We start from the raw sequence: 13,212 nt of genomic DNA, 5'->3' as shown, positions 1-13,212 counted from the left end.
CAGGGAATCCCGCGGGTTGCCGAATTCAAACGGAAATTGTCGCGGCGCTGCGATACGTCGTGAGACGGCACACGTTAAGCTTTCAGGGTTGCTGCAGGGCGTGTTGTCTTGCCTGACCTGAAAACAGGCTCCCTGTTTTTAATTGTCGATGTGATTCGCCCAGTGTGCGCGAATCAGCTGTAGATAGCGTTCGATTGTGGACAATCCCCGGCCGCGGGCATTGGCGATTTCCTGGTTGGTATGCCCGGCAAGCTTCATCATGGCCACCTGTTGCAGTTTTTCTGGCAACAACGAAAGAAGCTCCTCGCAACACACCCCCAGCTCATCCACCATCGCTGCAGAAGGTGGTCCTTCCACAACTTCAGACAGACTGAAGCTTTTCGTTGCTCCGGCAGCGTGCAACGCAGATTCCCCTCGTTCCTGCCGCACGTTTTGTTTGCGGCGGAGATTTGCAGCTTTGCGGGACGTGATCATCACAAGGATCTGCCACAAGTCGCCGCGCGTTTCGAACTGGCGAAATCGACCTTCGCGTGCGCCCTGACAGAGCGCGTGAAGTGCACTGAGGGCCAGGTCTTCTTCATCCTGAACACGGCGAGGCAGCCCAGAGAGCTTTCTAGACGCCAACTGGCTGATTCTGTCGAAGAATCGGGTCCAGAGTGCCTGCGCAGAATCCTCGTCCCCGATCTTCAGGCCGGCGATCAGTCGAGTAACAGAATGAGACGGATCAATCGTCAGGAGATCGGTTCCGGACTGTATTTCAGAGTCAGATCAAGCGTTACGAATTGCGGTCTGACATTGCAGCGTTGCATGAGATGTGGGTCAAGCCCCCCTCCAGAAAGCCTGGTAAATTCGCTGGAATTTAAGGATGATCGTGAAGGCTGCGTTGCTGTTTGGGGGAGTATATCTATATCGCAGACAGGGAAGAGGTTGGCATGTTGTCACCACGACGGACTTCGTATCGAACCGTATTTGACGGGGCAAGAAACTGGACGCATTGTCGCTGGACGAATTGACGCAACTGGATGAACTGGCAGAGCAGTTTGAAGATGCCCTGTCGGGGCCAGTCCCGTTGTGCCTTGAAGAAGTGATAAAGCGATGGCGAGGCCGTCGTCACCAGGATGTGTTGCGTCATTTATTACACGTCGAAATAGAGTTCCGCCGCCGCCGTGAATCTATTCCGGTAAGAGAAGACTATCGACGGCGATTTCCGAATTTTACTCCGGTCGTCGACAGTGTATTCGCTGAGCTGCATCTTCCACCCGAATCGCATGTGGGGCCGTATCGGTTGCTGCGGGAATTGGGGTTCGGCGGAATGGGAGTCGTCTACGAAGCGGAACATCAAAGCCTGAAACGGCTGGTTGCTCTGAAGCTTCTCCGCGGGGATCCGGAGACACGTTGTGAACGCGAGGCCAGGTTTCGCCGCGAAATGCAGGCCCTTGGCGCGGTCTCTCATCCGAATCTGGTGCAGGCAACCGACGCTGGTGAACACAATGGGATTCAATATTTGGTGATGGAATTGCTGCAGGGGGCGGACTTGCACAAGCTGATTCAGTCCGGCGCCCGCCTCCCACTGAACACTGCCTGCGAGATCATCCGACAGGCAGCGCTTGGTCTTGCACACGCTCATTCCCGCGGACTGGTTCACCGCGACATCAAGCCTGCAAATCTGATGCTGACTGACGACGGCAACATCAGGATTCTGGATCTTGGACTTGCCCAGTTGGCTGCGGGAGAAACCACTTCAGCCGAATCGATCACGCAAATCGGCCAGGTTGTTGGCACGATCGACTATTTGTCACCTGAACAGGCCAGGAACGCCGGTGCAGTGGACCCTCGTTCGGATGTGTTTAGCCTTGGAGCCACGCTTTTCAGACTACTGACCGGTACTTCGCTGCTGGATACGGGTCAGCGTCGGTCGACCACTGAAAAGCTGGCAGCTCTGATTTGCGGCGACTTCATGGGGTTCGACAACTGTCACGTACAATTTCCAGCCGACTTCAAGTCATTCGTGCTGCGGATGGTGCATGTTGACCCGGATCAGCGTATCCAGACTGCCGGGGAAGTCGCGGACTTTCTTCAGCCCTGGTGCCATGGGGCGAACCTGCAGAATGTCGAAGTGATTCCCGGAGAGCCTGCGGCGGCCACTCAAATGAACTGTGACCAGTCTACTGCCGTGGCAGTTCGCGAAGAGAATGATCTGGTACCGAGGATCATGTTGCGGAAGCAGGATTCTGTCGCTTCGACCCGAGGTCGACCAACCAGATTCCACTGGGCCGCTGGGCTGATGGTTCTTGTATTGGCTTCCGTGGTCATTCGAGTGATGACAAATGGAGGAGAGATTCGAATTCAATGTGAAGATCCGTCCATTGAAGTTGAGATCATTCGCGATCAGAACGTGGTGGATAAGCTTTCCGTCGGGCAGCTGGCTGGTTTTACCTGGTTTCGATCTGGCGAATATGAAATTCGCATTCCACGCAATCGCAAAGATCGCCTGATTATTGAAGATGGAAAGTTTGAGCTGTTGCGAGGCAAGAAGCATCTTGTGACCATCACCGTTCATCAGCCGACATCGGAAGAGGTGGTGGCGGTTCCTGTTGAATTGGGAGTGCCGGTTCCTGCGGGCGGTGATGTTCCGTTTGATTCTGATGAGGCAAAACAACTGCAGGTGTCGTGGTCAGAATTCCTCACGTTGCCGGTTCGCCACGACAATACGATTGGCATGACGTTCATGTTGATTCCGCCCGGTACATTTCAGATGGGATGTCCACCTGCCTTCAAAGATCGCGTACTTGCTACCGTTCCTGCCGACGATAGTTTGTACGCCCTGGAACGCACTCAGCGGTTGTCGGAGTCTCCTCAGCATCGCGTTCGGCTGACTCGGCCGTTTTATCTGGGAGTCTGTGAAGTCACTCAGGCTCAATACGAAACAGTCATGGGTGTCAATCCGGCGGCGTTCTCAAAGAACGGTTCTGAGGGGCACCAACCGTTTGTTCGCGATTCCGATACCAGTGAGTTTGCCGTTGAAAACGTGTCGTGGGTTGATGCCATTCGTTTCTGCAACGCACTAAGTCGAAGGGAGGGACGGCAACCCGTGTATCGTGAAGAGTCAGTCGCCGCCGTTCCTGATCTTTCTTCCGACGGGTATCGTCTCGCGACAGAAGCAGAGTTTGAATTCGCATCGCGGGCGGGTACGAACTCCTTGTTCTTTTTTGGTAATGATATCTCGATTAATCAACTCAACCGTTTCTGCTGGTGGAGCGTCAGTTCTTCAGTTCAGGCAAGCGGACCAACAAGCAGTGGAAGATTCCCGTGCAACCCATTTGGTTTGGAAGGCGTTCATGGCAATACCTATGAATGGGTGCAGGATTGGTATTCTGAACAATACTACGAAGAGTCGCCTCTAACTGATCCTCGTGGGCCGGAATCCGGTGAGGACAAAGTACTGCGCGGCGGCGGCTGGCACGCGGCGAGTTGGGCAGCGATGGCGTCTCACGCCCGCTTTGCGCTTCGTCCGGAAGGCGCGCAGATGTGGTGCGGTCTGCGGGTTGCGATAAATATCCCGTGGAATCCGAGCAATGCGGTTTCGAGTAGCGACGGGACTGTTCATGGTGAGAGCCGTGAGCTGAGCCCGCTTCCTTTGGACGTCAACGATACCGGACAGAATTCAAACGAGGATCCGGTGGCTCTGTCAGAAATCGATGATCAGGGGGCTTCCATGGAAGCATCGCAAACTCCCGTGGCAATGCTGTTTCGAAATGATACGGACTGCACTCTACGAATAATCTGGGTCGATTTTGAAGGCCACGAAAAGACGATGGATTCTCTGCTCCCCGGACGACTAATGTCGATAGGTACAGGACACGGGCACTTGTGGCGCTTTCAGAGTGGGCTGCGTCATGTCGCATCTCTTCGCGTGCCTCCGATCATGAATCAGATGTGCATAGTCAGTAAAGATGAAGCGGGATTCACCGCCGCATCGCGAGAACTGGAACCGATGCTGGTCGATGGAACGCAGTCGTTTCTGATCAGGTCCACTCTTTTTCCCGAGACCTACATCACTTTGAGCGACAATCGCTCCGAGGAGGGGAGACAGGTCCGTCTTCAGAAGGAATCTGCTTTGCAGAGTCAGTCATTTCGATTCGTGCCGGATTCCAACGGATTCTACCAGATTGAAACTCTCTCGAAGGAACCGGCGAAGATTCGACTTTCCAATTCGCAGCCTGAGGATGGCACTCCACTGGTTGCCGACAGAGGTGCTGAAGATCACCTCAGTTTATCGCTTTTTCGAATCTATCCTGATGGCCCTGATCACGTCCGATTCGTCTCGGCCACGGCCCCGAATTTCAACATCGGAATTGATGAAGCTTCGATGCGCCTGATCCTGCGGGACCAATCCCTTGCCGGAAATACAAAGTTCCAGCTGATTTCGACCAGGTCGGAGAGTCAATGACGTCTTCTGCCATTACCATCCTCTTCAAGAGTGGAACAGGCATTCCTGCCCGTGTGGAAGACATTCAGGTTCAGGGACAGGAAAGTCTGTGCCACTTTATTTCTCAACGGGTTCCCGGCGTCGCAGGTTGGACTTAAGATGTCCGCATTTGCAAATTGCTGGGGGGTGTCCGTCCATATGACGGAGGGATCGGAGGTCTCGGAACCCGACAAACAATGATTGACGCAGGCATCAACGGGTTAAGATGACCTCGTCAACGCCTGCTGAAGAGGACAGCGATCTGCATCGACGGGCAAACCTTTGCGATAGCGTTCCAGCAGAGATCGAGATTTCTCCGCCAGCATGCGTCGTACTTCGCGACGCATCCCGGCCACTCGGGGAATCTTCATGTCGTCATAGGCTGTCGTCTGGTGACGCAGCCAGGCGATCACAGCCGCTTCAGCTCGCCGCTCGAGCGGAATACGCTGAGTCCTCGCAACGGTACCACTGCCGACGGGCGTTGCATGTTGAGTCACAGCGTGAGCCAGTTGGACAGCGATCGCATTATGAACGGTCGCAAAATCCAGAAACTCCATCACCGCACCGTGAAAATCTTCAACGTATTCATCCTGCTTCTTTTCTCGCCGGGCAGCATCCGATGCGCGACGTTTGGCATATTGCTCTGTTGATCGCTCGGATTCCAGTTGGCGTCGACACTGTTCGATCGTTTCCGCCGGCGCCCAGACACCTCGAGAAAAGACTTTGCGACCTTTCTTTTCCTGAACGGTCCACGAAGGGCCAGCCGCCTTGACGCGGCGTGTCAGTCCGGGATCTCCCGGCGGCAGACATGCCCAGTCGTCAGGCACTTTCAGTATTTGTCCATCATCTGTCCTGACTGTGCGGTTCGAAGGACCGGGCGATGTGACACGACTTTGCAGCGGCATATCCAGAGCTCGATTAAAGACAGACAGTCCAAAGTATTCGGCATCCCATGGGAATCGATCAGTGGGACCGATGGACGGCAAAAGTCGCAATCGCTTCCATCAGAGAACGCTCGGGGCACTCGGGAAGTCGCTGCAGATTCTCCGTCGCACGGCGAATCAGCTGTTCGGCTGTTGTCCGGGCAGAATCGGTTCCCTGCCGAACAATTTCCAGGGTTGCCAAACGGGTGCGAATACCCGGGCTGTCGGATGCCAGAATCTCAAGAAGTTCGGTCCGCTGTGATTCGTCGGCAAGCCGCAACGAACGAATCAGTGGCAGTGTCATGCGTCCATTCTGCAGATCATTGGCTTCATCTTTGCCCGTTGTTTCGCTGGATTCAGTTAAATCAAGAACGTCATCGGCAATTTGAAATGCAAGCCCCAGTCTCAAACCGAATTGTCGAAGCTGTGACTGCTGCGCGGCTGTCGCGCCACCGGATCGAGCTCCCAGAAGACAACTTACGGCAAACAGTTGTCCCGTCTTTCCGGCAATGACGCGGAAGTAATCTCGTTCGGAGGTCGATTGCTCCATACCAGCGGCAATCTGATTCAGTTCGCCTTCGCAGGTTCGATCGGTGGCACGTCCAATCAATCGACATGCCTCAGCATCCCCGGTGGTGGCCGCCAGGTGAAAAGCCTTCGAGAACAAATAGTCACCCAGCAGAACGCTGGTTTGGGTGTTCCAGCGACGGTGGACGGTGGAAACATGACGTCGCAGATCGGCGTCATCGATGACATCGTCATGCACCAGTGTGGCGGTGTGAATCAGCTCCACCACAGCCGCCAGTTTTTGTGATAATTCTCGGGTCTTGTCCGTTGGCTTCTGCGGCTCGCTGCACAGCCGCGAAGACAGCAGGACCAGAATCGGCCGAATACGCTTGCCCTGAAAGCGAGCGACGTGTTCGCAGACTTCTGCAACAAACTCGTTCGGGTTGCGGAACTGATTCAACAAAACCTGGTTGACTGCCGCAAGGTCATCGCCGATTGCCAGCTGCAGCTGTTCTCGCAGGGTTTCTTTTGTGAGCGTGGTAGATGCCATGTCATCGCAGAATTGAAGGATCAATGAGATTTCGGTTCGACGGGTTGGGTTCGTGTAAACTGTCCTGATCGACCACCGGATTTCTCCAGCAATCGAACCGACTGGATCTCCATCTCCCGGTCGACAGCTTTGCACATATCATACACGGTCAGGGCAGCGACAGAAGCCGCCGTCAGGGCTTCCATTTCCACTCCGGTTTTGGCCTCACACGATACCGTCGCATGAACCGTCAGACGACACTCGTCTGCGAAGGAAAAGTCGACATTCGCCTTATCGATAAACAGGGGGTGGCACAAGGGAATCAGATGAGAGGTTTGTTTTGCCGCCATGATTCCTGCCAGACGAGCTACGCCCAGTACATCGCCTTTCTTCGCGGTTCCACCACGGATGATCCGCAAAGTTTCCGGTCGCATTAACACAATCGCCTCGGCAATTGCTGTGCGATGGGTGACCTGCTTGTTTCCCACATCCACCATGCGGCTGTTGCCAGCGTCATCGAAGTGGGTCAAATCGGACATCGGCGGGTTTCTCCGTCATCGAATCGGAATCTGCAACCCGCCTCTACATAAGCCGGATTTGCTTCGACTGAGCGTCGAATTGCGGCACCAATGGTAGAGAATTAATCTGGCTGCATCGATCGATGTCCTGAGCAAAACCAAGCTTCAGAAGGTTTCGTCCGCCATTTGCTTTCCGGATCGCAGTTGCTATCAGATCCGAAGCCGCGGTGTGGGAGACACCGGACGGCGACGAATGGGGCAAGAACTCTTCGATCAGAATCGACGACTGCGAAATCGTGTCCTGCCAGTAGCTCAATGCAATGGCGGCCGAATCATTGAGCGTGCATCCGGAATCGGCGTCGATCAGACTCGAAACCATCGCTCCTGCACACAGGACATCTTCCCCGGTAATGTGACCGTTGGTTCCTGCGCAGACCAGATGGACTGGCTTTTGCTGATCCCGCAGGAAATGCACGACTGCCGTGAGATTCAGGAAACTTCCGATAATGACATGACTCGCCCGCACAGCGCGATGCAGCGCCCGGGTGCCATTCGTCGTCGTGAACCCGATCGACCTGCCGGAAACAATCTCCGGTGTGTAGTCGGCCGGGGAATTTGTCAGGTCGAAACCCTCAATCTGAACACCACCGCGTTCACCACCCAGGAGAACAGGGGTGTGAGAATCGATCCGGAACTGCAGCGCGTCTTCGACATCTTCGAAAGGAACAACACACACAGCCCCGTGCCCCAGCGCTGTTGTGATCGTGGAGGACGCTCGCAGGATATCAAGAATAACAGCAACCCCACCCTCGAGCATCGAAGGCTCGAACAACTGCGGCAGCAAATGCACTGAGATCGGGAAGCTCATGCGGTGCGTTTCGTGTTGAATCCGACGAACAAAGATATCAATAGCCGGGAGTCGGTCGGCCGGTCGAAACCGCCTGAATCCTGAGACCACTAACTGTAGGACGCTTCAGATCAATGAGGACGGGCTGCGTTGTCTGAACGGAACCAACATTGCCGGCTGCATCACGAGCCAACAGTCGAAAGTACATTGATGGCGGCGTGCCGGGGCGAACGGGCCATTGATAGTACCCGGCGTCCGATTGCCAGTCGAAGGCGGGAGTCCAGGGGCCGGTTGGCGCGGTGGAATATTCCAGCCGTACAGGAGAACCTGAGGGCATCTGCTCGGTAATCTGCCATTGCAGATCAACGATTCCACTTCCATCGGGGCGGACCGTGGGGGCAGCCATATGAATCAGGGGTGCTGTCTGATCGACGGTGACCACGATTGACGGAACGTCCCCAGGTTGCGGCGGTGGATCAACGAACCCCAGTCCATTGCGAACGCGCACCGCAAATCCAAAAGTACCCTCACCGCGAACGTCTACCTGAAACGGACTTTGAAGATCAGAGTCGTTTCCGTAAGTAAACCACTCCTGGCCGCCGTTTTCCGTGATGTAGATTTCAACGGACCCAACACCTGACGGCCCGACATCTTCGACCTGGTACATCAGGTCGAAGATGGAAGAATTCACCAGCAACGGTTGATTGCTGCCAACAGTTTGTTGAGCTGGGATTGCTGCCGCTGCAGGTGGGGTGCTCGTGACCGGAGCACTGGAATAGCCGGGTACAGGGCCTGCTACCGCAGGTTGCGTGAAACCAGGGGCAACCGGGGGCATGACCGAACCAGCATTTGTAAAACCGCCAGCGAACGGAACTGCTGCTGGTGGTCGGGTTGCCGAAGTGCCTGGTGCAATCTGTGGCGAGATACCGGCGAAAGTCGGCCCATTGCCCGTCGGGGCGAACGGGTTTGGCCCCATCGCCTGAACGGGCAAACCCGACCCAACCGCCTGATTGGATACCGTCGAACCGGTGGGAGTGTTCGGTGAAGCGGTGGGCAGGGACGTGGGGTCTTTCTGAGGAGCACCGACAGGCTTCAGAACAAGTTGCGCGGATTTGTGAGTTTGATTTCCTGCCGCATCCACCAGGGTTCCGCGGACAGAAACGACCGATCCTGCGGCAACCTGCAACGACGTCTGACCAAGCGTTGGTTGTGTGACAGGAACCGTTTTCCAGCGACCGTCCTGTCCGTCAGCATATTCCAGAGAAAGCGATTGCAAATCCGCTGCTGCATCGGGGGTCTGCCATCCCAGGACCACTTCTCCGGGAGCAACTTCGTACAGATCGAGTCGCAGTTCCGGGGCGGTTGTGTCGACTCTTACCTGGAGCTCCGGACGACTTCCGACGATCTCCGACTGTAGATTGCCCGCGGCATCGGCCATCCGGACAGCAAAAGCATAGGTTCCGTCGCGCGGGGCGGAAAACTGAAATACTTCGTCTGCAGCCGCCACCGTTTGTAATTTGTCCCACGTTGCACCCCCGTCCAGCGAACCGTAGAGAACGGCAAACCCCTGTGCGGTTTCTCCAGGCGCGGCTTCCACTTCGAAAGGGATCTCAAATCGAGAGACATTGGTTGCCACGGTTTCCTGAGCCGAAAGATCCGGAAGGGCCAGCCCTGCGAGTCCAGTGCTGGCAAGCATGCAGGCTGCCAACCGCCCGAACTTCGTGCCTACTCGACTCTGAACACGCTCGCAACAGTTGTAGCGGCATGCGATCGAGCGAAAAGCCATCGATTGAAGAAAGGCAGCAGCCGTCGTCAGGAATAGTTTTGTTTTCTTCATCCTCGCGTTCCCTCGCCCGGATGGGGGTCAACATCACCGGTATCAAATTCACCGGTGTCAGCGGCGCGTTCCGGTTACGATCAATAGGCAAATCCCTGTCGTCGATATCGGTGAGCGACCAGGGTGACTTGATCGGAATAATCGGCCTGAACGGAACGAGGTGAACAAACCGAAAATCTTCTGCGCATGTTCCCTGGATTAACAAAGCTTCGGCCAGTTCTGCCGATTTACCCAGGCCCGGCCTGACTGCCCTTTATCAGCAGTCGCCTGGATTTCCGCCTGTACCTAATAGTCCAGTTCTGCCGGTTGGGGTGGGCAGGGATTCTCTGACTTGTGGTGAAAAAGAAACGTTTCTGCGTGGGCGCATGGCAGACTTAAACCGGAGCACTCTCGTCCATGCCTCGTTCGGCATGCGCGCAAGGTTTCCTTCCGGAGTGTCCTGAATTCTTTGCTCGTCTTTATTCAGCCAGCCGCAACATCATGAATTCCATCTACCGATTGATCCCGGACTGGGCGACGATGCCGTTGAAGGTATGGGGCTCGCTGGTCTTCATTTCGGTCTTTATTTTCGCCCCGACGCTGTCCTTTGACTTCGTGAACTGGGACGACCCGGCCTATATCTGGCACAACGAACTGATCCGATCCTGGTCACCATCCAACCTGTTCGACATTGCCACTCAGACGGTCACTCGCAATTACGCGCCCATCACCGTCTTCAGTTTTCTGATGGACTTTACTGTCTGGCAAATGAACCCGTTTGGGTATCACGCCACCAGCCTTGTTCTGCACACGCTCAACGGATTGCTGGTCTTCGCGCTGGTCCGGCAGCTTACGAACGACAGCCGCATTGCGTGGCTGACGGCGGCCCTGTTCCTGGTGCATCCGGTACAAATTGAGACCGTGGCATGGATCTCTTCGAGAAAGGGGCTTCTTTCCGGGGCGTTCATGCTTGCAGCGCTTTGTTTTCGACTGAAAAAAGATCTTCAGACGGAAGACGAAGGATGTTATATCGCGATGCTGACCGCGGCACTGCTGTCCAAAGCTCTGGCTGTTGTCCTGCCTCCGATTGTGCTGCTTTATGACGTTCTTGTTCGACGGGAGAAGCTGTCTTCGGCCGTCCCGCGACAATTTATTCCCGGGCTGCTTTCGCTGCTGTTGCTGTTGTACACAATGGGAGCACAGAACAGCATTACGGGGGGAATTCGGGGTCATCTGAGTTTGAGTCTTGCGCACATCATGGCCATCGATGTGACGATTCTGACACGTTATGTTCGTATGTTGTTCTGGCCATCTGACCTGTGCGTACTTTACGACCCGCCGACCTCAGGAATTGCTCTGCCTGTCATTCTGGGTCTGGCCGGGTGGGGCGCCATCGCATTCGAAGCTTACCGCCGCCGCAACGATCGCCCGATGTTGTTCTGGATGATGGCAACATGGTTTCTGCTGTTGTTTCCGGTTCTGAATTTCTTTCGCATTACAACCCTGATGAATGACCGGTACCTGTATTTGCCGTGCATTGTTGTTTTCGGACTGGTGAGCAGTGGAATTGTACGAACACACGACTGGCTTGCAGAAGGCTCCCGACAGCTTGCCTTTCGATCATTCTCCAGCCGCGGAATTCAGGTGTTTTCCATCGTTGCGGTCATCACAGCAGCAGTCGCCACCAGAAGTCATCTGCCTGTCTGGCAAAACTCCGAGAGCCTCTGGAGGCATGCCATGCAGCACGTTCCGCAACTGGCGATCGTTCATATTCAATCGGCTTATCACCTTCATGACTCGGGCCGTGTCCGGGAAGCAATCGCCGTTCTCCGGAGCGCACAGGAAACCTGTGAGGCCGACGCACTCGATCGGGAGCGAATGGCCAGAACGATCGCGATTTGGAGTGACGAACTGACGCGTGTTGCGTCACGCGATTAACAACATGTTCACTCGCTGGAAGAAAGCGATGCCAGACACCACGGGTCATCATTCGCCTGTCGTTCGCCGGCTGGCCGAACTTGCTGTACTGTGGACGTTGTTCGGCATGATCTGGTTCATGTCCGATTCGCTCGATCTGCTGACGCGTTCCTTCTGGATGGATGAGGTGCATACGTGGTTGCTGGTCAATGATTCAGACCCGATTCACGCATTCCAGGCTCTTCGACACGGTGTCGACTTTAATCCTCCTGCGTACTATCTCGCCGCTCGGACCCTCAGATTGCTTCCGGGAAATCTGACGGAACTTCGGCTGCGACTGTTCTCTGCTGGTTTGATGCTTCTGGCGCTTAGCGGGTGCTACCTGATACTGCGACGCCGTGTCTCGTTTTTGAGTGCTGCCATCGCGATGCTGCTGGTCTCAGGCCATCCTGTTGTCATCCACCAGTGTTTCGAAGCACGGTTCTACGCGATGTGGATGGCATGCCTGGTCTGGCTTGTCTGGATCCTTGATCGATCAGACCGCCGTCTCTCTCGTGGTGAATTCATTGGCAGCCTGATTCTGGGCGTTCTTGTCTGCACGTGCCACTACTTTGGCATCATCTCCGTGCTGCTGGTAACAACATTTCAGATTCACAAAGCGAGGGGAACCAGGAATCGTGATGGTCGAATGCGACAGCTTCTTGTCCTTGTTGCGGTTTCCTTAGCTTCGGTTGGACTGTGTTTGCCTTTGCTTATGGGGCAAAGAGAGGCTTTGTCCTGTGCAACCTGGGTGTCAGCCCCCACGGTCGATACAAGCATCGCTTTCCTGCAGTCATTATTGCTGCCGTCTGTGTTGATGGGTTTGGTGTTTCTGGCTGTGTTGAGCAATCTTAAAACGGACCGGCTGTTTCCAGCGAGCCTGGATGCCGCGGGCCTCGTTCCGCTGTGCCTGATGCCAGTTGCGCTACTTGTTATGTCCTGGACGTTGCAGCCCGCTATGGTCCTTCGGTATGGCATCGCTGGTGCTTTCGGACTTGCACCCGTCTATTCAGGACTGATTTCAAGGATCAGCCCCATCCTGCGTAACGTGCTGCTGTTGACCGTCATTGGCTGGTGCGTGATGTCCTCGAAACACTGTACGGAGCAATGGACCGCGGCAGAACGCCGACATATTGCAGTAGAGCGTTTTGCAGACGAACAACCTCCGGATCGGCTGATTGTTATGGAGGATCGAATTGACTGGATGCCGCTCATTCATCGGCGGCCGGATTTGAGTGGCCGATGCCGACTGATTGACTTTGATGAATCACAGTTGCCGGTGCCGTCCTGTCTTCGAATTGTCCAGCGGGATGTCGGCAGGCAGGTTGCGCGATGGTACCCCGGGATGCAGTTGCAGCCGATCGCACAGCTGAATGAAGAAGATGAATTCGCAATGCTTCCTTATCCCGGTGGAGCGGCAGACGACATCCGCTATCCAAAAGGTTTTGAGACGCACACGTCCGATGGAATCGGCTGGCTTTTCAGGCGTTTCTCTTCAGCGCGGGCGGGTGATTCGGTCCCAATGAATAGAGCTGCAATTGAATCTGGAAAACTTTTTTGACATGTGGAAACCCTGGCCTAGGTTTGTTCAGAGTTCGGGAAGGATGCCCGCACGCGAGTGGGAGAACGACTCTCCCGAGTAAGTTGA

Annotated in this window: 10 protein-coding genes; 4 read left to right on the top strand and 6 right to left on the bottom strand. The window is 55.2% G+C overall.

All coding sequences use genetic code 11. The features are described 5' to 3' along the window. Positions 1-138: 138 nt before the first annotated feature. Positions 139-729, bottom strand: a complete 591-nt coding sequence (locus R3C20_14830) for an ECF-type sigma factor (GenBank protein MEZ6041778.1) — start codon at positions 727-729, stop codon at positions 139-141. 265 nt (positions 730-994) lie between these two features. Here R3C20_14830 and R3C20_14825 point away from each other — a divergent pair, with 265 nt between their 5' ends. Next, positions 995-4,450 carry an SUMF1/EgtB/PvdO family nonheme iron enzyme gene (locus R3C20_14825; GenBank protein ID MEZ6041777.1) on the top strand — a complete coding sequence of 1,152 codons (3,456 nt, stop codon included), beginning with the start codon at positions 995-997 and terminating at the stop codon, positions 4,448-4,450. Next, positions 4,447-4,587 (top strand): hypothetical protein, encoded by a 141-nt coding sequence (locus R3C20_14820; GenBank protein MEZ6041776.1) that lies wholly within the window; start codon positions 4,447-4,449, stop codon positions 4,585-4,587. Before R3C20_14825 ends, R3C20_14820 begins: the two co-directional genes overlap by 4 nt. A 102-nt stretch (positions 4,588-4,689) precedes the next feature. On the opposite strand, the gene R3C20_14815 is transcribed toward R3C20_14820, so the two are convergent. Genes R3C20_14815 through R3C20_14795 form a run of 5 tightly spaced genes read right to left on the bottom strand, consistent with a single transcriptional unit; the run spans position 4,690 to position 9,629 of the window. After that, complete coding sequence (locus R3C20_14815) at positions 4,690-5,463, bottom strand: DUF2293 domain-containing protein (protein MEZ6041775.1); 774 nt, start codon at positions 5,461-5,463, stop codon at positions 4,690-4,692. Beyond that, positions 5,432-6,448 carry a polyprenyl synthetase family protein gene (locus tag R3C20_14810; GenBank protein ID MEZ6041774.1) on the bottom strand — a complete coding sequence of 339 codons (1,017 nt, stop codon included), beginning with the start codon at positions 6,446-6,448 and terminating at the stop codon, positions 5,432-5,434. Before R3C20_14810 ends, R3C20_14815 begins: the two co-directional genes overlap by 32 nt. 20 nt (positions 6,449-6,468) lie before the next feature. Beyond that, on the bottom strand, positions 6,469-6,966 hold the full coding sequence (gene moaC / locus R3C20_14805) for a cyclic pyranopterin monophosphate synthase MoaC (GenBank protein MEZ6041773.1): 498 nt from the start codon (positions 6,964-6,966) through the stop codon (positions 6,469-6,471). 43 nt (positions 6,967-7,009) lie between these two features. Further along, a complete protein-coding gene (locus R3C20_14800; GenBank protein ID MEZ6041772.1) occupies positions 7,010-7,813 on the bottom strand; it encodes a 2-phosphosulfolactate phosphatase in 804 nt (267 codons plus the stop codon). 37 nt (positions 7,814-7,850) lie between these two features. Continuing rightward, positions 7,851-9,629 (bottom strand): hypothetical protein, encoded by a 1,779-nt coding sequence (locus tag R3C20_14795; protein MEZ6041771.1) that lies wholly within the window; start codon positions 9,627-9,629, stop codon positions 7,851-7,853. Between the two features lie 480 nt (positions 9,630-10,109). On the opposite strand from R3C20_14795, the gene R3C20_14790 reads away from it, so the two are divergent. Beyond that, a complete protein-coding gene (locus R3C20_14790; protein ID MEZ6041770.1) occupies positions 10,110-11,546 on the top strand; it encodes a hypothetical protein in 1,437 nt (478 codons plus the stop codon). 28 nt (positions 11,547-11,574) lie between these two features. Beyond that, positions 11,575-13,125 carry a glycosyltransferase family 39 protein gene (locus R3C20_14785; protein ID MEZ6041769.1) on the top strand — a complete coding sequence of 517 codons (1,551 nt, stop codon included), beginning with the start codon at positions 11,575-11,577 and terminating at the stop codon, positions 13,123-13,125. Positions 13,126-13,212 lie beyond the last annotated feature (87 nt).

The sequence above is a fragment of the Planctomycetaceae bacterium genome, assembly GCA_041398825.1.
Taxonomy (GTDB): domain Bacteria; phylum Planctomycetota; class Planctomycetia; order Planctomycetales; family Planctomycetaceae; genus F1-80-MAGs062.
This window is presented reverse-complemented; position numbering and strand designations above follow the sequence as displayed.